This window comes from Microbacterium sp. GXS0129 (genome assembly GCF_044769785.1).
Lineage (GTDB): Bacteria > Actinomycetota > Actinomycetes > Actinomycetales > Microbacteriaceae > Microbacterium > Microbacterium nymphoidis.
Genome location: NZ_JBIZVZ010000001.1, coordinates 1,056,362 through 1,075,233 on the forward strand (window position 1 = coordinate 1,056,362; position 18,872 = coordinate 1,075,233).

17 protein-coding genes are annotated in these 18,872 nt (G+C 68.7%); 13 read left to right on the top strand and 4 right to left on the bottom strand.

Annotated features, from left to right (window positions below):
• The first annotated feature begins 24 nt into the window (after positions 1 to 24).
• The 7 genes from ACIQJ5_RS04700 to ACIQJ5_RS04730 all read left to right on the top strand — a co-directional run bounded on the left by ACIQJ5_RS04700 (position 25) and on the right by ACIQJ5_RS04730 (position 6,266).
• A complete protein-coding gene (locus ACIQJ5_RS04700) occupies positions 25 to 393 on the top strand; it encodes a hypothetical protein (protein WP_402841386.1) in 369 nt (122 codons plus the stop codon).
• A gap of 114 nt (positions 394 to 507) precedes the next feature.
• Positions 508 to 909 (top strand): hypothetical protein, encoded by a 402-nt coding sequence (locus ACIQJ5_RS04705; RefSeq protein ID WP_402842048.1) that lies wholly within the window; start codon positions 508 to 510, stop codon positions 907 to 909.
• Positions 906 to 1,844 (top strand): bifunctional riboflavin kinase/FAD synthetase, encoded by a 939-nt coding sequence (locus tag ACIQJ5_RS04710; protein ID WP_231089526.1) that lies wholly within the window; start codon positions 906 to 908, stop codon positions 1,842 to 1,844. The genes ACIQJ5_RS04705 and ACIQJ5_RS04710 overlap by 4 nt, the downstream gene beginning before the upstream one ends.
• A 109-nt stretch (positions 1,845 to 1,953) precedes the next feature.
• A complete protein-coding gene (locus ACIQJ5_RS04715; protein WP_402841390.1) occupies positions 1,954 to 2,889 on the top strand; it encodes a sugar-binding transcriptional regulator in 936 nt (311 codons plus the stop codon).
• Positions 2,886 to 3,896 (top strand): deoxyribose-phosphate aldolase, encoded by a 1,011-nt coding sequence (deoC, locus tag ACIQJ5_RS04720; RefSeq protein WP_231089528.1) that lies wholly within the window; start codon positions 2,886 to 2,888, stop codon positions 3,894 to 3,896. Before ACIQJ5_RS04715 ends, deoC begins: the two co-directional genes overlap by 4 nt.
• Positions 3,897 to 3,963: 67 nt before the next feature.
• Complete coding sequence (locus ACIQJ5_RS04725) at positions 3,964 to 5,406, top strand: aldehyde dehydrogenase family protein (protein WP_231089529.1); 1,443 nt, start codon at positions 3,964 to 3,966, stop codon at positions 5,404 to 5,406.
• Positions 5,403 to 6,266: an aldehyde dehydrogenase family protein gene (locus tag ACIQJ5_RS04730; RefSeq protein ID WP_231089530.1), complete on the top strand. Its 864-nt coding sequence runs from the start codon at positions 5,403 to 5,405 to the stop codon at positions 6,264 to 6,266. The genes ACIQJ5_RS04725 and ACIQJ5_RS04730 overlap by 4 nt, the downstream gene beginning before the upstream one ends.
• 58 nt (positions 6,267 to 6,324) lie before the next feature.
• Here the strand turns inward: ACIQJ5_RS04730 and ACIQJ5_RS04735 are convergent, their stop codons facing one another.
• Positions 6,325 to 7,200, bottom strand: coding sequence for a sigma-70 family RNA polymerase sigma factor (locus ACIQJ5_RS04735; RefSeq protein WP_231089531.1), 876 nt, complete (start codon positions 7,198 to 7,200; stop codon positions 6,325 to 6,327).
• A 25-nt stretch (positions 7,201 to 7,225) separates the two neighbouring features.
• On the bottom strand, positions 7,226 to 7,684 hold the full coding sequence (locus ACIQJ5_RS04740) for a carboxymuconolactone decarboxylase family protein (protein ID WP_231089532.1): 459 nt from the start codon (positions 7,682 to 7,684) through the stop codon (positions 7,226 to 7,228).
• 291 nt (positions 7,685 to 7,975) lie between these two features.
• On the opposite strand from ACIQJ5_RS04740, the gene ACIQJ5_RS04745 reads away from it, so the two are divergent.
• The gene (locus ACIQJ5_RS04745) at positions 7,976 to 10,120 is read left to right on the top strand and encodes a DEAD/DEAH box helicase (protein ID WP_402841397.1); all 2,145 of its coding nucleotides are present in this window, start codon (positions 7,976 to 7,978) and stop codon (positions 10,118 to 10,120) included.
• Between the two features lie 256 nt (positions 10,121 to 10,376).
• The gene (locus ACIQJ5_RS04750) at positions 10,377 to 11,405 is read left to right on the top strand and encodes an ATP-dependent 6-phosphofructokinase (RefSeq protein ID WP_231089534.1); all 1,029 of its coding nucleotides are present in this window, start codon (positions 10,377 to 10,379) and stop codon (positions 11,403 to 11,405) included.
• A gap of 76 nt (positions 11,406 to 11,481) precedes the next feature.
• Here the strand turns inward: ACIQJ5_RS04750 and ACIQJ5_RS04755 are convergent, their stop codons facing one another.
• A complete protein-coding gene (locus ACIQJ5_RS04755) occupies positions 11,482 to 12,162 on the bottom strand; it encodes a DUF4375 domain-containing protein (RefSeq protein ID WP_231089535.1) in 681 nt (226 codons plus the stop codon).
• A 62-nt stretch (positions 12,163 to 12,224) separates the two neighbouring features.
• Positions 12,225 to 14,348: a S9 family peptidase gene (locus ACIQJ5_RS04760; RefSeq protein WP_402841402.1), complete on the bottom strand. Its 2,124-nt coding sequence runs from the start codon at positions 14,346 to 14,348 to the stop codon at positions 12,225 to 12,227.
• Between the two features lie 181 nt (positions 14,349 to 14,529).
• On the opposite strand from ACIQJ5_RS04760, the gene ACIQJ5_RS04765 reads away from it, so the two are divergent.
• The 4 genes from ACIQJ5_RS04765 (at position 14,530) to ACIQJ5_RS04780 (ending at position 18,785) form a co-directional block, all read left to right on the top strand.
• The gene (locus tag ACIQJ5_RS04765; protein WP_402841405.1) at positions 14,530 to 15,753 is read left to right on the top strand and encodes an OmpA family protein; all 1,224 of its coding nucleotides are present in this window, start codon (positions 14,530 to 14,532) and stop codon (positions 15,751 to 15,753) included.
• 208 nt (positions 15,754 to 15,961) lie between these two features.
• Positions 15,962 to 17,473 (top strand): inorganic phosphate transporter, encoded by a 1,512-nt coding sequence (locus ACIQJ5_RS04770; protein WP_231089537.1) that lies wholly within the window; start codon positions 15,962 to 15,964, stop codon positions 17,471 to 17,473.
• On the top strand, positions 17,470 to 17,811 hold the full coding sequence (locus tag ACIQJ5_RS04775) for a peptidase (RefSeq protein WP_231089538.1): 342 nt from the start codon (positions 17,470 to 17,472) through the stop codon (positions 17,809 to 17,811). Before ACIQJ5_RS04770 ends, ACIQJ5_RS04775 begins: the two co-directional genes overlap by 4 nt.
• Positions 17,812 to 17,888: 77 nt before the next feature.
• Positions 17,889 to 18,785 (top strand): phosphodiesterase, encoded by an 897-nt coding sequence (locus ACIQJ5_RS04780; RefSeq protein ID WP_402841409.1) that lies wholly within the window; start codon positions 17,889 to 17,891, stop codon positions 18,783 to 18,785.
• Positions 18,786 to 18,872: the final 87 nt, after the last annotated feature.

Sequence of the window (18,872 nt, forward strand, 5' to 3'; positions counted from 1 at the left end):
GAACCGGACGCCAAGGACCAGCGCATGATCCTCGGGTTCACGATCGCCGTCGTGGCGGTGGCGGTGGCCGCCGCGCTCCTGTGCATCGTGCTGGGCCTCATCGGACGTGTGCCCGGTGACTGGAGCGTCGGTGCGCTTGCGGTGCTGGAGCTGCTGCTGATCGCGCAGATCGTGATCGCCATCGCTGCACCTTTCGCCGGCAACCCGCCGTCGGGGAGCCTCCTGGAGTTCTGGACCTACCTCATCTCCGCAGCGCTCATCCCCGTCGGCGTCGTCGTGTGGGCGTTCGTCGACCGCTCCCGGTGGTCAACGGTCGTGATGGGCGTCGGTGCGCTGGCCGTTGCGATCATGGTGTGGCGCATGGAGGTCATCTGGACGGTTCAGGTGGCCTGAGCGCCGGGCCGCTTCCGTGCCGCGGGTAGAATCGTCCGAGTGATGACACAGGCTCAGACCGGGCAGACGCCCCGGGAATCCGGGACCCCACGGCGTGCGAAGAACCCGCGCCGGATGAGCGGCATCGGTCAGGTGCTGGTCGCGGTGTACGCGGTGCTCGCCCTCGGCGCCACGGCGCGTTCGTTCGTGCAGATCGTTGAGAAGTTCGCCGAGGCGCCGCTGGCCTACTCGCTGTCCGCCGCATCGGCGGCGGTCTACGTCGTGGCCACGCTGGCGCTGATCTTCTCGCGTCGGCCCGGGTGGTACACCGTCGCGTGGATCGCCATCTGCTTCGAGCTGGCGGGCGTTCTCGTGATCGGCACGCTGAGCCTCGTGCTGCCTGACCTCTTCGCGCATCCGACGGTATGGAGCGTGTTCGGCCAGGGATACGTGTTCATTCCGCTCGTCCTGCCGTTCATCGGCCTCTGGTATCTGATCACCCACAAGCCCGCCGCTTCGCCGGAGGTGCGGTCGTGATCGTGTTCTCCGATCCCGCGGAGATCCCCGACGGATTCGGGCCATCCGTCGTCGCCATCGGCAAGTTCGACGGTGTGCACACCGGTCATCGGCGAGTGCTCGAGCGCGCTCGAGCCGATGCCGAGCGCCTCGGGGCCAAGGTCGTCGCGGTGACCTTCGACCGCAACCCGCTCGCGACCATCCGTCCCGAACTGTGCCCGAACGAGCTGGTGAGCCTCGGCCAGAAGATCGACCTTCTCGCCGGCACCGGACTCGACGCCGCCGTGGTACTGCGCTTCGACGAGGAGATGTCCCACGTCTCGGCAGAGGACTTCGTCCGCGAGATCCTGGTGGGCGCTCTCGGCGCCGTGGTCGTCCTCCTCGGCACGGATTTCCGGTTCGGGCACCGCGGTGCCGGCGACGCGCAGCTCCTCGAGCGGATGGGCGCGGAACTCGGCTTCACCACCGATGTGGTCGACGACGTCGTGGTCGCCGGTGAGGAACGCCGGGTGTCTTCCAGCTGGATCCGCGAACTGCTCTCGGCGGGCGACGTCGCGCGCGCGGCGCAGTTGCTCGGCCGCCCGCACCGGGTGGAGGGTGAGGTCGTTCACGGGCTGAAGCGCGGCCGCGAGCTGGGCTTTCCCACGGCGAACCTTTCGCCGCAGTCGCAAGGCGACGTGCCCGCAGACGGTGTGTACGCCGGATGGCTCGTGACACCGGACGGCGTTCATCACAAGTCGGCGATCTCCGTGGGTGTGAACCCCACGTTCGACGACGTCGAGTTTCGTCAGGTGGAGGCGTACGTCCTCGATGAGACGGGCCTGGACCTGTACGGGCAGCACGTGGTGGTCGAGTTCGTCGACCGCATCCGCGGCATGGTGGCCTTCCAGGGGATCCCCGCGCTGATCGAGCAGATGACGGACGACGTCGCCCGCACTCGCGTGATCCTGTCCTGACGGCGAGGCGGGATGCGGGGGATGCGCATCAGCGCAGGGGCTCCTGCTCATGTGAGCACATGGAGGCGCAGATGTTGTCAGGGCCCGGAGGCGGCGGTACCGTCGAGGGGTGGATGACGAACTGCTCGCGGTCCGCGTCGCGGAACTCTATTACGAGGAGAACAAGACGCAGGACGAGATCGGCGCGCTCCTCGGGATCTCCCGCTGGAAGGCCGGCCGGCTGCTCACGCAGGCGCGTGAGCGCGGTATCGTGCGGATCGAGATCGTCCACCCCCGTGCGCGTCGGCTCGCCCTGGAGCGCGAGCTGTGCGCCCGCTTCGGGCTGAGTGACGCGATCGTCGTCCCGGTGCCGGACGAGAACGGCTCCGTCACCTCCGTCGTCACGCAGGCGGCTGCCGACTTCCTCACCGCACTCCGCCCGGTTCCGAAGACACTCGGCGTGAGCTGGGGTCACACCCTCACCGAGGTGGCGGACAAGCTGCCCGACGGCTGGGCCACCGGTGTGACGGTGGTGCAGATCAACGGGGGCGTGAGCCTCAACCGTCGCGCCTCCACCGCGGCGACGCTCGCATCCACGATCGCCAATCGCGGACGAGGGCAGGTGGTCCTCCTGCCCTCACCGGCGGTGCTCGAGCGTCGCGAGACGAAGGATGCCATCGCATCGGACCGCACCGTGGCGGCCGTGCTCGATCTCGCGCAGCGCGCTGATGCGTACCTGTACAGCGCGGGACTCGGCGACAAGAACTCCGCCCTCGTCGACTCCGGATATCTCCGGGCGAGCGACCTGGAGGAGCTGGCCATGAAGGGCGCCGTCGGCGATGTCCTCGGCCGCTACATCGACGCCAACGGGAACATCGTCGATCCCGAACTGGACGGCCGTACCGTGGGCGTCGAACTGAGCACCCTGCGTGCCGCCAAGACCGCGATCTTCGTGGTGGCGGGCGAGGACAAGCACGACATCGCCCGCGCGGTGGTCGTGAACGGACTGTGTTCCATCCTGATCACCGACGAGGGCACTGCCCGAGACCTGCTGGAGGACGAATGACCGCTGTGGCGGACACCGCAGAGCGCGCCGCACGAGCGCGCGAGATGATCGGCGGTGAGCCCGACGACATCACCCTGGCCCGATTCCTGCACGGACTGCCCGGCGTGGATGCCGTGGGTCTGGAGCAGCGCGCGGCCGACCTCGGCACCCGCTCGATCAAGACCACCTCGAAGAAATGGGCTCTGGATCGGGTCATCGAGCTGATCGACCTCACCACGCTCGAAGGCGCGGACACCCCCGGAAAGGTGCGATCCCTCGTCGCCAAGGCTGTGCACCCCGACGCCTCCGACCCGACGTGCCCGCGCGTGGCCGCCGTGTGCGTGTACGGCGACATGGTGCCGTACGCCGTCGAGGCCCTCGGTGCGCTGCACGGCGATCCCGATGACGGGCTGATCTCTGTCGCCGCGGTCGCCACGGCATTCCCCTCCGGCCGCTCGTCGCTGGCGATCAAGCTGGCCGACACCCGCGAGGCTGTGGCGGCCGGCGCCGACGAGATCGACATGGTCATCGACCGCGGTGCGTTCCTGTCGGGCCGCTACTCGGTGGTGTTCGACCAGATCGTCCAGGTGAAGGACGCGTGCCGTCGCGCGGACGGAACGTCTGCGTCGCTCAAAGTGATCCTGGAGACCGGTGAGCTGAACACCTACGACAACGTCAAACGCGCTTCGTGGCTGGCCATCCTCGCAGGCGGCGACTTCATCAAGACCTCCACGGGAAAGGTGACACCGGCAGCCACGCTCCCCGTCACCCTTCTGATGCTGGAGGTCGTGCGCGACTGGCACCGCCTCACCGGCGAGAAGATCGGCGTGAAGCCTGCAGGCGGTATCCGGACGTCGAAGGACGCCATCAAGTACGTCGTGACCGTCGCCGAGACGGTGGGCGAGGAGTGGCTTCAGCCGCACCTGTTCCGCTTCGGTGCGTCGAGCCTTCTGAACGACGTGCTGCTGCAGCGGCAGAAGATGACCACCGGACACTACTCCGGCCCCGACTACGTGACCATCGACTGACGATGAGCTCCCCCGACTACTTCGCGTCCCGCGTGGATGCGAGCCCGGATCTGAAGGACGAAGCACGATGAGCTTTCTCGAGTACGCCGACGCGCCGGAATCCCGCGCGATCCTGAACCTGAAGGACGAGTACGGCCTGTTCATCGACGGCGAGTTCGTCGATGGCAACGGCGCGTCGTTTCGCACCATCAACCCCGCCGACGAGTCGACGATCGCGCTGATCTCGACCGCGGACGAGAGCGACGTCGACCGCGCGGTCGCCGCCGCCCGCCGCGCCTACGACCGGGTGTGGTCGAAGATGAGCGGACGCGACCGCGGGAAGTACCTGTTCCGCATCGCTCGTCTCGTCCAGGAGCGCGCCCGCGAGCTGGCCGTGGCCGAGTCCCTCGACAACGGCAAGCCGATCAAGGAGAGCCGCGACGTGGACGTGCCGCTCGTGGCGGCGTGGTTCTTCTACTACGCCGGCTGGGCGGACAAGCTCGACTACGCCGGGCTCGGGGCCAACCCGCGCGCTCTCGGCGTCGCCGGTCAGGTGATCCCGTGGAACTTCCCGCTGCTGATGCTGGCGTGGAAGGTCGCCCCGGCGCTGGCTGCCGGAAACACCGTCGTGCTCAAGCCCGCGGAGACCACCTCTCTCACCGCGCTGCTGTTCGCCGAGATCGTGCAGCAGGCGGGCCTTCCGGCCGGCGTGCTCAACATCGTCACCGGTGCCGGTGCCACCGGGTCCGCCGTGGTGAATCACCCCGACGTCAACAAGGTGGCCTTCACCGGCTCCACCGCGGTCGGCCGATCGATCGCGCAGTCCGTCGCCGGAACCGGGAAGAGCCTGACGCTCGAGCTCGGCGGCAAGGCGGCGAACATCGTCTTCGACGACGCACCGATCGACCAGGCGGTCGAAGGCGTCGTGAACGGCATCTTCTTCAACCAGGGCCACGTCTGCTGCGCGGGAAGCCGTCTGCTCGTTCAGGAGTCGATTGCCGAGGACTTCGTCGACCGCCTCAAGTCGCGCCTGTCGACCTTCCGTCTGGGCGACCCGCTGGACAAGAACACCGACATCGGTGCGATCAACTCGGCGGCCCAGCTGGAGCGCATCCGCGCGCTCAGCGACATCGGCGAGGCGGAGGGGGCCGAGCGCTGGAGCGCGGACTGCGACATCCCCGACAACGGCTTCTGGTTCGCGCCGACGATCTTCACGAACGTGCAGGCGAGCCACCGCATCGCCCGCGAGGAGGTGTTCGGCCCGGTGCTGTCCGTGCTCACCTTCCGCACTCCCGCGGAGGCGATCGAGAAGGCGAACAACACGCCCTATGGATTGTCGGCCGGTATCTGGAGCGAGAAGGGCTCACGCATCCTCGCCGTGGCCGACCGCCTGCGCGCGGGTGTGGTGTGGGCCAACACGTTCAACAAGTTCGACCCGTCGAGCCCGTTCGGCGGCTACAAGGAGTCCGGCTACGGACGCGAGGGCGGCCGGCACGGCCTCCTCGCCTACCTGAAGGGTGGAGCGGCGTGAGCAAGCGACTGACCGTGCCCAAGACGTACAAGCTGGCCATCGGCGGCGCCTTCCCGCGCAGCGAGTCCGGTCGCACCTATGCCGTCAGCTCGCCGTCGGGCGAGTTCCTCGCGAATGCGGCCCAGGCATCCCGCAAGGACGCCCGCGATGCCGTGAAGGCCGCGCGGGCAGCCGTGAAGGGGTGGTCGGGCGCCACCGCGTACAACCGCGGCCAGGTGCTGTACCGGATCGCCGAGGTGCTCGAGGGACGGCGCGCGCAGTTCGTCGAGGAGATCACCGCACAGCAGGGCGTGTCAGCGGCGGCCGCTGCCGCGCAGGTGGATGAAGCGATCGATCGCTGGGTCTGGTACGCCGGATGGTGTGACAAGTTCTCGCAGGTCTCGGGCGCCGCGAACCCGGTGGCGGGTCCGTACTTCAACATCTCGGTACCCGAGCCCACCGGTGTCGTGGTGATCATCGCCCCGCAGGACAACGCCCTGCTGGGGCTCGTCTCGGCGGTCGCCCCGGCCCTCGTGGCGGGCAACGCCGTCGTCGTGATCGCCAGCGAGGCGTTCCCGCTGTCCTCGATCTCCTTCGCCGAGGTCCTCGCCACCAGCGATGTCCCCGCGGGCGTCGTGAACGTGCTCACGGGTTCGCCTGCGGAGATCGCTCCCTGGCTCGCATCGCACGACGACGTCAACGCCCTCGACCTGGTGGGCGCGGGCGCGCTGGACTGGATCTCGCTGCAGCAGTCCGCGGCGGGCACGCTCAAGCGCGTGCTCACGCCGGAGGACGGCCCGGATGCGGCGGCCCCCTCGCTGCAGCGGATCACCGCGTTCACCGAGACCAAGACCGTCTGGCACACGAAGTCGATGATCTGACGGTTTCGGACGCGGGCCGCCTCTTCCTCACGGGAGAGCCGGCCCGCGTCGTTTCACGTCAGAGCCGGGAGTGTTTGTCGGGGTTGGCGATCTGACGGATCCCGGCGATGCGCCCCGTGGAGCCGAACTGGAGCGTGACGACGTCGCGGCGGACACGACGGCGGAAGTCGATCGCGGGGTCCCCGTTGACGTCGAGCCATCCGACCAGGATCTCGTCGTTCGCGCGCCGTGCCTTCTCGAAGACGCCGATGACGAAGCGCGCAATGGCGGCGGCGCCGAAGATCGGATTCAGCGCCGCGCTGACCACGCCGCCGCCGTCGGTCCACAGGACCGCGTCGTCTTCGAGCATCGAGGCGACGAGGGTGATGTCGCCCGATTCGATCCCGCCGATCAGCCGGTCGAGCGACGCGGCGTCGACCCGCGTCGACACCGGCTGATCGGGGTGGATGTCCAGACGCCGCTCCCCGCGCGAGATCAGCTGGCGAACCGCGGCCGGCGTGGTCTCGAGGATCTCCGCGATCTCTGGCGCCGACATGGCGAAAGCGCGATGCAGCACGATGGCCGCACGCTGACGTGGCGGGAGCTGTTCGGCCAGATGCAGCAGCGCTATCGAGAGCATCTCGCGCGTGGCGACGACATCGTCCGGCAGCCGGTCCGTGGCCACCGGTTCCGGCAGCCACGGACCGGGGTAGCTCTCGCGCCGGGCCGCGATCGCTCGCACCCGGTCGATGGAGCGGCGCACGCACACCGTGGTGAGCCAGGCGGGCCAGGACCGGATCTCCGACGCCTCCCGCTCAGCGTGAACCGCCAGCTCGGCCACCTCAGAGACCACGTCCTCCGCTTCGGAGTAGTCGCCGAGCATCCGGTACGCGATGCCCAGCAGACGACCCTGTTCGCGCTGCCACGCCGTCGCCGCCGGGGAGAGGGTCGTCATCCGCGCTCCTTCCTGCGCTCCATCCTCATGCCACCGGGTGCGCGGCGTCCACCGGAGGCGTCATGCGCGTGGCGATCGCGATGCGATTCCACACGTTGATCGTGGCGATCGCGAGCACCAGCGCGCCGAGCTCGCCCTCGTCGAAGAACGCGGCGGCCCGGTTCCAGACGGCATCGTCCACGGCGTTCTCGCCGAGGCGGGTGACGGCATCGGTCAGGGCGAGAACCGCCTTCTCCCGCTCATCCAGCAGGTCGCCGGCGTGCTCCCACGCGGTGGCGGCGGTGAGCACACGCTGGGGGATACCGGCCTTCAGCCCATCGGTCATGTGCATGTCCACGCAGAAGGTGCACCCGTTGAGGACGGAGGCGCGGATCTTCAGCAACTCGAACAGACGCTTGTCCACGTTCGTGCGCGCGTAGGCCTCCATCCCGATGACGGCCGTGTAGCCGAGGCGGTTGGTGCGGTTGATGTCGATGCGAGTCATGTGTCGTCCTGTTCTGGGAATGGCCCCCGACGTCTCACGGACGGGGACCGATGGCGATGAGTGGTGTCACAGAGGTGTCGTGCGAGCGCGTGAAAGTGTGACATCGACTCGCGTCCCACAGCGATGGCGGGGGAGGGGGTGATGCGGTAAAATGCGTCTGCGGGCGTTTTCGCCCCGTGTCGCTGGCCGCTGAAGCGGAATCTGTGGCGCGGGCAGCGGAAGCCTCCGCGAGATCGCACCGGTGCACACCGGCCCCCCGGGAGGAATCCCGGACGTTCGCTCAGGAGGAGCATGCCGACCACGGCAACCGCCGCTTCACGGCGCAGGAAGTCCTCGTCTTCCCGTCGTGATGACGAGGCCCCGATCATCCCCATCCTCGCTCGCAAGGTGCGCGAGGTGGAGGCCAAGGCGCAGAAGGGCAAACTCGGCCCCACCAATCGCGTCAAGTTCCAGGTCATCGCGTTCCTGGTGCGCGAGGAGCGCACCCGCGTGAAGGCCGACCCGGATCTCACCGACTCCGCACGCGCCGAGCTGCTTAAGCGCCTCGAGGGCGTCGCGCAGATCCTCGCGAAGACCGCGGCCCGGGACACCTCGATCATCCCGCTGCTGGAGGCCGACCAGGCCACGAGTCCGGTGGCCAAGCGCATGCGCCGCGACTGGCTGCTCGAGTCCGGCGCCGAGCTCGCTCCGGACGAGCTGATCATCACGGACGTGGTGCCCGTCGCGGCCACGCCCGTGGTCTCGGCCGCCATCGCCGAGCGCCAGGTGACGCCGCCCATGGTGGAGTCTCGTCTCGAGTCGAACCCGTTCCTCGCACCGGACACCTCCGTCGTCATCCCGAAGGAGACACCACGGCGCCGTCTCGATGGCTGGGACCTCATGGGGCCGCTGTACAAGGCCTTCGAGACGGGCGCCGGGGGTGGGGCTGCGACGATGGCACTGCCGCCGGTTCCCGAGTTCGATCACATCTCGCCCAAGGGGCTGGAGGTGATGCCGCACCAGATGCGCTTCATCGAAGCCGTCCGCGCCGGCAAGCGCAGCTTCCTGCTGGCCGACGAGCCCGGTCTCGGCAAGACCGCGCAGTCGGTACTGGCCGCGTCGGTCGCCGGTGCCTACCCGCTCCTGGTGGTGGTCCCCAACGTCGTCAAGATGAACTGGGCCCGCGAGGTGGAGCGCTGGACGCCTCAGCGCCGCGCCACCGTCATCCAGGGCGACGGCGAGAACATCGACGCCTTCGCGGACGTGTTCATAGTGAACTACGAGATCCTCGACCGCCACCTCGAGTGGCTGAGCAAGGTGGGACTGCGCGGGCTGGTGGTGGATGAGGCCCACTTCATCAAGAACCTCAGCTCGCAGCGCTCGCAGAACGTGCTGGCCCTGGCGTCGCGCGTTCGCGAGACCACCCCGGGCGGCAACCCGCTGCTCATGGCCCTCACCGGTACGCCGCTGATCAACGACGTCGAGGACTTCGACGCGATCTGGCGCTTCCTGGGATGGACCAACGGGGAGCGCCCGGGTCCCGTCCTGGCCGACAAGCTCGACGCCACCGGCCTCACCCCCGCCGACAAGGCGTTCTACCCCGAGGCCCGTGACGCCGTGATCTCCATGGGCATCGTTCGCCGCAAGAAGAAGGACGTGGCCGCGGACCTTCCCGACAAGCTGATCGCCGATATGCCGGTGCAGCTGGACGACGAGTTCGGCCGCTCCATCCGCCAGGCCGAGCGGGAGCTCGGCGAGCGCATGGCAGCCAAATACCGCCGCATTATCGAGGCGCGCGGACGCGTCACCGACGGCATCGACGAGGACATCGTGCGGCTTGTCGCGCAGCACGAGTTCGACGATGCGAAGAACGCCGATGCCGGCGGCGACAACGTCTTCACGATGGTGCGCCGCATCGGTCAGGCGAAGGCGGGTCTTGCCGCCGACTACGCCGTCCAGCTGCAGCGGTCGGTGGGCAAGGTGGTGTTCTTCGCCAAGCACATCGACGTCATGAACCAGGCGGAGGCGCTGTTCGCGGCCAATGGTCTGCAGGCGGTGTCGATCCGAGGAGACCAGACGTCCACGGCGCGTCAGGAGGCGATTGATGCCTTCAACAACGACCCGGCTGTCTCGATCGCGGTGTGCTCTCTGACCGCGGCAGGCGTCGGCGTCAACCTGCAGGCCGCATCCAACGTGGTGCTGGCCGAGCTCAGCTGGACCGCCGCGGAGCAGACGCAGGCGATCGACCGCGTGCACCGCATCGGCCAGGACGAGCCGGTCACCGCATGGCGCATCATCGCGGCACACACGCTGGACTCCAAGATCGCCGAGCTGATCGATCAGAAACAGGGATTGTCCCTGCGCGCGCTGGATGGCGTGTCCGTGGAGCCGGGCTCCCAGGACTCCGTGCAGCTGGCGGCTCTCATGCACCTGCTGCGCGAGGCTCTCGGCGCCTGAGACGCTCGTCGAGGCAGCCCCCGCACCCGGTGTGCGGGGGCTGCGTCGTTCCCGGCAGCCAGATGTAAGGAATTCGCATTCTTCACGCGTGACGCCGGAGAAATTGAGGTGGTCGGGGAAATTCCGCCTGATTTGCGTCAAGAACACCCGTTCTCATCGTCCTGAATGGCGCTGGAGGGTGGGAGACCGCTAGATTCGATGCAGGCACCGTCGCCTCGTTCCCCCTCCTTTCCAACGCGCGAAGGCAGCATTCACCATGAAGATCGGTATCCTCACCAGCGGCGGCGACTGCCCCGGACTGAACGCCGTGATCCGCGGCATCGTGCTCAAGGGCACCACGACCTACGACCTCGAGTTCGTGGGGATCCGTGACGGCTGGCGTGGTGTGGTCGAGGGCGACTTCATGCCCCTCACCCGTCACGAGGTGAAGGGCCTGTCCAAGACCGGCGGAACGATCCTCGGTACCAGCCGCACCAACCCCTACGAGGGCGACCGCGGCGGCGCGGAGAACATCGCGAAGACGCTGTACGGGCACAAGATCGACGGCATCATCGCCATCGGCGGCGAGGGGACGCTGGCGGCGGCCGATCGGCTGTCCAAGGACGGCATCAAGGTGATCGGCGTGCCGAAGACCATCGACAACGACCTTCAGGCGACCGACTACTCGTTCGGCTTCGACACGGCCGTCAACATCGCGACGGACGCGATGGACCGCCTCCGCACCACCGGCGACTCCCACCAGCGCTGCATGGTGGCCGAGGTGATGGGCCGGCACGTCGGCTGGATCGCGCTGCACGCCGGCATGGCGGCGGGCGCCCACGCCATCCTCATCCCCGAGCACCCGATGACCCTCGACGAGATCGCGGCGCTCGTCACCTCCGCGCACGACCGGGGCCGGGCGCCGCTGGTGGTGGTCTCCGAGGGCTTCACTCTCAAGGGCATGGACGAGGCGTACAGCGACAAGGGCCTCGACGCGTTCAACCGTCCGCGCCTGGGCGGCATCGGCGACCTGCTCGCCCCGGAGATCGAGCGCATCACCGGAATCGAGACCCGCGCCACGATCCTCGGCCACATCCAGCGCGGCGGAGCGCCCAGCGCCTTCGACCGCGTGCTGGCCACACGCCTCGGCCTGCACGCCGCCGACGCGATCGTCGACGGCGCCTGGGGACAGATGGTGGCCCTGCAGGGCACCGACATCGTTCGCGTTCCGTTCGCCGACGCGCTCGGTGAGCTGAACACGGTGCCGAAGCACCGCTACGACGAGGCTGCTGCTCTCTTCGGCTGAGCCGCGACGAGCAGGGCCGGGCTGCGGGACACCCCGCCCCGGCCTTGCGCCGTTCCGTGAGGCCGTGGTGGATCGGTCAGGCTTCTGACGGGGCCGGGCCGTAGGCGGTGACCACGCACCGCACCAGCTCCTGCTCCATGGCCTCGGTGAGTTCGGCCTCCAGCTCCTCGAACCGGGCGGCGGGATCGGACGGTGCCGCGGCGGCGATGAGGCGGTGGACGTCATCGATGGAGGTGACGTCCTCACGCTCGATGAGGGGCCCGAGCAGTTCCTGGAGCGAGATGACCGCTCGGTGGGTGCGCTGCGCTCCGATCAGCCCGGCGGCATCGCGGGCGATTGCGAGGTCCTGCTGACCCCAGTTGCCGAGGAACTGCAGGAAGCCGCCGTTGTAGACGTCCGCCTCGAGTCGCCAGAGCGCCACCAGTTCCCGATCGCGGGCGCTGAGGGCGGCGGCGTCCCAGCCGGCGCGCTGGAGCACACCGAGCGCTCCCTCGTAGAGCCGGTCCTGCTCGATGATCCAGAGGGACAGCGCCCCCTCGGGTTCCTCCTGACCGAGCGCGGGCCAGTTGACACCACGACCGTGGTCGACGAGCACCCAGCGCCGCTGCTGCGACGCGGGAAGCTCGGCCGCACGGGAGGCCCAGGAGAGTGGTGCGCCCAGGGTGCGGCCGTCATCGAGGTCCACGAGCACGCGGCGGGTGTCAAAGCGGACATCCACGATGCGGGCGCGGACGTGATCGGCGGAATGCGGTGTCACAGACCCATGATGCAGCACACGGGGCGGAAGGATCCCTTCCGCCCCGTGTGTGGCGACTGGCCTCAGACCGCGGGTTCGACCTCCGCCACGCCGAGGACCTCGAACAACCAGGCCAGCTCATAGGCACGTTCCTGCCACGAGTTGTAGCGGCCGGTGACGCCACCGTGCCCGGCCACCATCTCGCACTTGAGGAGCGCGTCGGCGCCGACGTCGCGCAGTCGGGCCACCCACTTGGCCGGTTCGACATACAGGACGCGGGTGTCGTTGAGCGAGGTGACGGCGAGGATGCGGGGGTAGTCCACGCCCTCTCGCACGTTCTCGTAGGGCGTGTACGACTTCATGTACTCGTACACCTCGGCGTCCGCGAGCGGGTTTCCCCACTCGTCCCACTCGATCACCGTGAGCGGGAGCGAGGGATCCAGGATCGAGGTGAGGGCGTCGACGAACGGCACCGAGGCGAGGACGCCGGCGAAGAGCTCGGGGGCGAGGTTGGCCACCGCGCCCATCAGCAGCCCGCCCGCCGAGCCGCCCTCGGCCACCATGCGCTCCGGAGAGGTGTATCCCTCCGTGACGAGGTGCCGGGCGACGGCCACGAAGTCCGAGAAGCTGTTCTTCTTGTTGCGGATCTTGCCGTCCTCGTACCAGGCGCGCCCCATCTCACCGCCGCCGCGCACGTGAGCCACCGCGAAGATCACACCGCGATCGAGCGCCGACAGCCGCATCGAGGAGAACCCGGGATCGATCGAGTGCTCGTACGATCCGTAGCCGTACAGGTGCAGCGGTCGCACGGGCGCTCCCGGACCCACCGGCCCGAAGGATCGTCGCCATACCAGGGAGACGGGGATCTGCGTGCCGTCGTCGGCCGTGGCCCAGACACGGGCCTGCTCGTAGTCGTCGGGGTCGTAGCCGCCGAGCACCGGCTGTTGCTTGCGCAGGTGCAGCTGCCCGGTTGCCACCTCCCAGTCGTAGACGCTGGAGGGCGTCACGAACGAGCCGTAGCCGAGTCGCACCTGCGGCGGTGCCCACTCGGAGTTGCCCGAGACGCCCACGCTGTACAGCGGCTCCTCGAAGCCCAGCTCATCGATCGCGCCGGTGGCGTAGTCGAGCCGTCCGACGCGGACGAGCCCTGCTCGGCGGTACTCCACCACGGCGAAGTCACGGAAGCACTCGATGCCCAGCACGCGCCTTCCCGGCTCATGAGGAAGCACAGGGGTGCGCTCGCCGCGAGGATCATCGGCGCTCACCCGGACCAGCTCGAAGTCGAGAGCATCGGCGTTGTGGGTGATGAAGAGCACATCTTCGCCGTCGATCACCGCGTGGTCGACGCCGTACTCGACTCCCTCCACGGCGGGCCAGACCACCGCGGGCGCCGAGGTCAGGTCGGCTGCCGGGACGAGCGCCACCTCGCTGGTGACGGAGGAGCCCTTCTCGATGACCAGGTACGCATCGCTGCGCGTGAAGCCGGCACCCACCCAGAACCGCTCGTCGTCCTCGTGGAACAACCGGACGTCCTCGGCGCGCGGTGTGCCGATCCGGTGCAGCCAGACGGTGTCGGGACGCCAGGCGTCATCGACCGTGGTGTAGATGAAGCCCGAGCCGTCGGGGACGAACTCGGCGCCGCCCGCGGTGCCCTCGATCACGTCGTCGTAGGTGACCCCGTCCACCAGGTTGCGCACCCGGATGGTGTACCGCTCGTCGCCCTCCACGTCGATACCCCACAGCATGTGGGTGCCGTCGCGCGAGATATCCATGCTGCCGACGGAGAAGAACTCATGCCCTTCGGCCTCGACGTTGCCGTCGAAGAGCACCTCTTCGCCGTCGACCGGTGCGTCCGCGGTGAGCTGCGGGGGAGTCCAGTCGTCCGGGGAGGACAACGGTGCGCGGCACTGCACGCCGTACTGCTTGCCTTCGATCGTGCGACCGTAGTACCACCAGTTGCCGCGTCGGCTGGGAACGGACAGGTCGCTTTCCAGGGTGCGCGCCTTCACCTCGTCGAAGATGCGCGCGCGCAACGCCGCGAGGTGCTCGGTGCGAGCGTCGGTGTAGGCGTTCTCGGCCTCGAGATGCGCGATGACCTCGGGGTCCTCCTTGGCGCGCAGCCACTCGTACGGGTCGGAGAAGGTGTCGCCGTGGTGGACGCGGTCGATCGGGCGCTGCTCGGCCCGGGGAGCCTGAATCTCTGTCACTGCTCCACGCTATCGCGCCCCCGGGCACGGCACGGCGGTCGTCCGGGGCGGTTCCTGGCGCAACGGTCGTTCCGGGGGACCAGGGGATCGCTGCGCCCGCCGGCCGGGTTGTCGCAGACCTGAGACAGCTTCGCGACAGATGCGCCACCGCCGGTTCACCCGCTCACCGTAGGGTCGAATCATGAACGCAGATCGGACAGCACGCGCCTGGGGGGCGCTGCTCCTCGCCACGTCTCTCACCCTTCCGCTCGCCGCCTGCGCGGCTGAGGTCCAGCAGCCCGCGAGTGCCACCTCGTCGAGTGCCGACAAGCCGACGACCACCGCGCCCTCGCCGAGCGCCTCCGCGACCGGCGACGCGGCGGCCGCCATCGCGGGGTACGCCCCGGGTGAGATCCCGCCGATCCCCGCGCTGGTGATTCCGTCCATCGCGATGGCCGACGAAGCGCTCGCGGGGGTGGCCACCCGGTTCGCCTCCGACATCCCGCAGATCCCCGGCATCCGCATCACGCCCGCAGCCTGCGGCGACGCCGTCGCTCGCGCCACCGCGGGAGGGGTCATGGTGCTCAACGGCGATGGTTCCGGCTCGGTCTCCGGCGACGGCGGCACGACGGTCAACAACGGTGACGGCTCCGGCTCGTTCACCGTGGGCGACGGGGTGGGCGTCGTCAACGGCGACGGCTCGGGCTCGTTCAGCGGTGGCGATGTCACGATCGTGAGCAACGGTGACGGCTCCGGCTCCTACAGCGACGCGAACCTCACCGTCGTGGTGAACGGCGATGGTTCCGGCTCCTCGTCGGACGCGAACCGGGGCACGACACTGGTCAACAACGGCGACGGCTCGGGCTCGTTCTCCACGCAGACCACCACCATCGTCAACAACGGCGACGGCTCGGGCTCGTACAGCGACGGCGAGCACACGGTGGTCAACCACGGCGACGGCACCGGCCTGTTCGACGGGGCCACCATCGACATGGAACCGCTCGTGAAGGCTGCGCCCGTGGGCCTGTTCCCCAAGATGGGCGCGCTCGCTCCCATCGAGTACTGCGGCACCACCATCACGCTCGAGGACGGCGTGCTGTTCGACTTCGACCGCTCCGACATCCGCCCGGACGCCGCGGCCACCATGGATGCGCTGGCGAAGGCGCTGACCGCGCTGAGCGTGCCGGCCGCCGAGGTGGGCGGTCACACCGATGCGATCGGCGACGACGCGTACAACCTCACCCTGTCCGACGAACGCGCGCAGTCGGTCGTCGCCGCACTCCAGCAGCGCGGCGTCGCGACCTCATTCACCGCCGTCGGCTACGGCGAGAGCGCACCGGTCGCGCCCAACGAGATCAACGGCGCAGACAACCCCGAGGGGCGTCAGCTGAACCGGCGCGTCGAGATCTTCGTCCCCGCGTTCTGAGCCGGCCTCACCGTCTCCTCGCCTCCCCGTCGCCTCGCCGCGACGGGGAGGCGACCCGTCTGCGGCACCGCTGCGTTTTATCCGTCCCCGGGGCCGCGTGTAGGATTCTGAATGGCCGGTTGCCGGTTCTTGAAAACGAGGTGAACTCTTCGCTCACCAGGTCGATCACGTCGACGCCATTCCTCGTACATCCATCTGAAAGCGGCCGGTGGAACTCGCAGCCCTCATCGTCGTCCTGGTCATTCTCCTGGCGCTGTTCTTCGACTTCACGAACGGCTTCCACGACACCGCGAACGCGATGGCGACGCCCATCGCCACGGGTGCGCTGAAGCCCAAGACCGCGGTCCTCCTGGCGGCCGTGCTGAACCTGGTGGGGGCGTTCTTGTCCACCGAGGTGTCGAAGACCATCTCCGGCGGCATCATCAACGAGGCCGACATCCTCGCAGCAGACGACAGTCACACGCTGTTCCCCTCGCTGATCTTCGCCGCCCTGATCGGCGCGATCACCTGGAACATGCTCACCTGGCTGCTCGGCCTTCCCTCCAGCTCCTCGCACGCGCTGTTCGGCGGCCTCATCGGCGCCACGATCGTCGGCGTCAACATGTCGGCCATCAACTTCGGCGCGGTGATGTCCAAGATCATCCTGCCTGCCCTGATCGCGCCGTTCACGGCGGCCATCATCGCCTTCGTCGCCACGAAGATCGCGTACGGCGTCACCCGTCGCTATGACGGCAAACCCGACGGGCGCGACGGCTTCCGCTGGGGCCAGATCGTCACCAGCTCCATGGTGGCGCTCGCCCACGGCACCAACGACGCCCAGAAGACCATGGGTGTGATCACCCTGGCCCTGCTCACGGTCGGCTGGCAGTCGCAGCACGAGCCGCAGTTCTGGGTCATCCTGCTCTGCGCGCTCACGATCGCCGCGGGCACCTACATCGGCGGGTGGCGGATCATCCGCACGCTCGGCAAGGGTCTCACCGACGTCAAGCCCGCGCAGGGCTTCTCCGCCGAAGCGTCCACCGCCGCCACCATCCTGGCGTCGTCCGCATTCGGTTTCGCCCTCTCCACCACTCAGGTGGCCTCCGGCTCGGTCATCGGCTCCGGCCTCGGCCGCCGCGGCTCGAAGGTGCGCTGGGGGACAGCAGGAAAGATCATGATCGGCTGGCTGCTGACGCTGCCCGCCGCAGGTCTGGTCGGCGCGCTCGCGGCGCTCGTCGTGGTGGCGTTCGGTCACTGGGGCGTGCTCGTCGACGCCGTCATCGCGCTGGTCGTGATCATCGGGCTGTTCCTCTACTCGCGCCGCAACATGGTCCACGCCGGCAACGCCATGAGCGATGTCGCTGCCTCCGGCGTCGCTGTCGCCGTCGAGGACAACCCGCCGCCCACCCGCACCCAGCGCATGATCATGCGTGCGGAGGAGCGTGCTCAGGCTCAGGCCCAGCGGCAGATCGACGAGGTCGAGCGGCAGGCACGCGCGGCGGAACGCCGTGCCGTGGAAGCGGAGGAGTGGGCACAGGAGGTCGAGCAGCGGCTGCGCAAGGCGGAGCGCAAGGCCAAGGCGGCCAAGGAGCAGGCAGCCGCCGCGAAGGTCAAGGCGAAGGACGTGCGCGACAAGTCCGAGAAGTCGCGCGCAGACAAGGCGCGCGCCAAGTCCGGTGGCGAGAAGGCAGCGAGCGCGGATCACCAGGGTGCGCGCGAGAAGAAGGAGTCGGGACGATGAGCATCGAGTGGAGCGCCTTCCTCAACGTCTTCGTCGGTGCGCTCATCGGCGCCTCCGCTGTGGTGCTCTTCTACGCGTGCGGCGTGCGCCTGCTGGTGCGCGCCGGCCGTGCGCCGGTGGTCGGTCCCGCTGAGTTCACCGACGCGATCACCGTCATCTCGGAGAAGGAGGCGCAGCGCGCTCAGAAGGCCGCGGCCAAGGCCGCGCGCAAGAGTCCGCTGACGTTCTCGCAGAAGCGCCTTGCGCTGTACGGTGCATACGCGTGCTTCACGCTGTGCGGCGCGGCGCTGCTGGGCGGCGTGCTCATGATCGTCTTCAAGAACGCCCTGTTCGGCTGACCCGTACTCTCCCTGCGCGACGCCCGCACGGATCGGTCCTCGCGCCTCGCGTCGGTGGCGGTTCCTAGACTGTCTGCATGAACGAGCTCCGCTTCGGTGCACACGCCCCCGCCCGTCGTACGTTGCTGCACCTCAGCGACACGCACCTTCTCGAAGGGGCGCGCCTCGGAGGTCGCTACGACACGGTGGCCAACCTCGAACGCACCCTGGAGCGCATCCGCGCCATGCAGCCGCATCCCGACGCGATCATCCTCACGGGGGATCTGACCGAGCGGGGAGAGCCCGCGTCGTATCGCCGTCTGCGCGCCCTGCTCGAGCCGCTCGCCCAGGATATCGGTGCCACGCTCATCTGGGTGGCGGGAAACCACGACGAGCGGCCCGCTCTGCGTGAGCACCTGCTCGACCGGCCGGCCACGCAGGAACCGGTCACCTCTGTTCACGATCTGGACGGTCTGCGGGTGATCGCCCTCGATTCGACGGTGCCGGGGTGGCATCACGGCGAACTCGATGTGACGCAGCTGGAGTGGCTGCGAGAAGAGCTGAAGACTCCCGCACCGCTGGGCACGATCCTCGCGATACACCACCCGCCGCTGCCCAGCCACATCCCGTTCTTCGACATCCTGGAGCTGCGCGATCAGCCGTCGCTCGCCGCCGCCATCGAGGGCGGCGACGTGCGCGCGATCCTCGCGGGGCACCTGCACTACTCCACCAGCGGGACGTTCCATGGTGTTCCAGTGAGCGTGGCATCTGCCACGTGTTACACGATGGATCTCGCCCTGCCCGATGACCGGGTGAACGGCATGGACGCCGGTCAGTCCTTCCACCTCGTCCATGTCTGGGACGACACCATCACCCATGCGGTCGTCCCGGTGGCATCGGCGGAGCCCGCGGACACCTTCACGCCGGAGTGGTACGCGAAGCTCGCGGCGATGAGCGAGCAGGAACGACTGGACTACTTCAGCCGCAAACGCTGAGGCATCCGCTGGTGTCTGGCCGGCCAGACGGTTCACTCACAGGGCGCCGTCGCGGACGCGCCCGCCGACTAAGCTGGATGCATCCCA